This is a genomic window from Lysinibacillus sp. 10T31 (assembly GCF_056394365.1).
Window position 1 is genome coordinate 1 of the sequence record NZ_JBFTHS010000184.1, and the last position, 486, is coordinate 486.

Genomic DNA, 486 nt, shown 5'->3' on the forward strand with positions numbered 1-486 from the left:
GTGTAAACGCGGCGAGCTACGACTTCACATACCGGGCATACCGGGCATACTGAGCCTGAGTGAAGCGGTCGTGAAGTCCGGGGCACTCCCGGTAGCAAACTGAGCACAAAACCCAATGGAGCAACAATGAAAAAAGCGGTAGCAGCACTGGTAATGACGGCTCTGGCATCCACGGCTTTTGCGGCGGATGAGATCTTTGTTCCTCGTTTGACGATTCTGCCATTCACCTTTAAGAACAAGGGCGAAGCGGGAGAGGTTACTGGTGGCGTCATTAGCGACTGGGTGGTGTTGGGGCAGACCAAAGGCAACCTCAACACAGCCCACCACGAAATTGTTGGACAGCTACAGAAGCGAAAGTGCGGTGTGAATTTCACCGTGGCTCACAATGGCACTGGTCGAATTATCCCCCGCGATGGTGTCGTATCCATCACTTGCCCTCAGGCTGACGAATCTCTCGAAGTTACTGAAGTGCGCGCCTATGTAGTT

General features: G+C 53.7%; 1 protein-coding gene. It reads left to right on the forward strand.

Going from position 1 to position 486, the window contains the following annotated elements:
- Window positions 1-126: 126 nt before the first annotated feature.
- Window positions 127-486 (forward strand): hypothetical protein (locus tag AC1DCY_RS27500; RefSeq protein ID WP_477355910.1); only part of this gene is annotated, 360 nt, incomplete at its 3' end.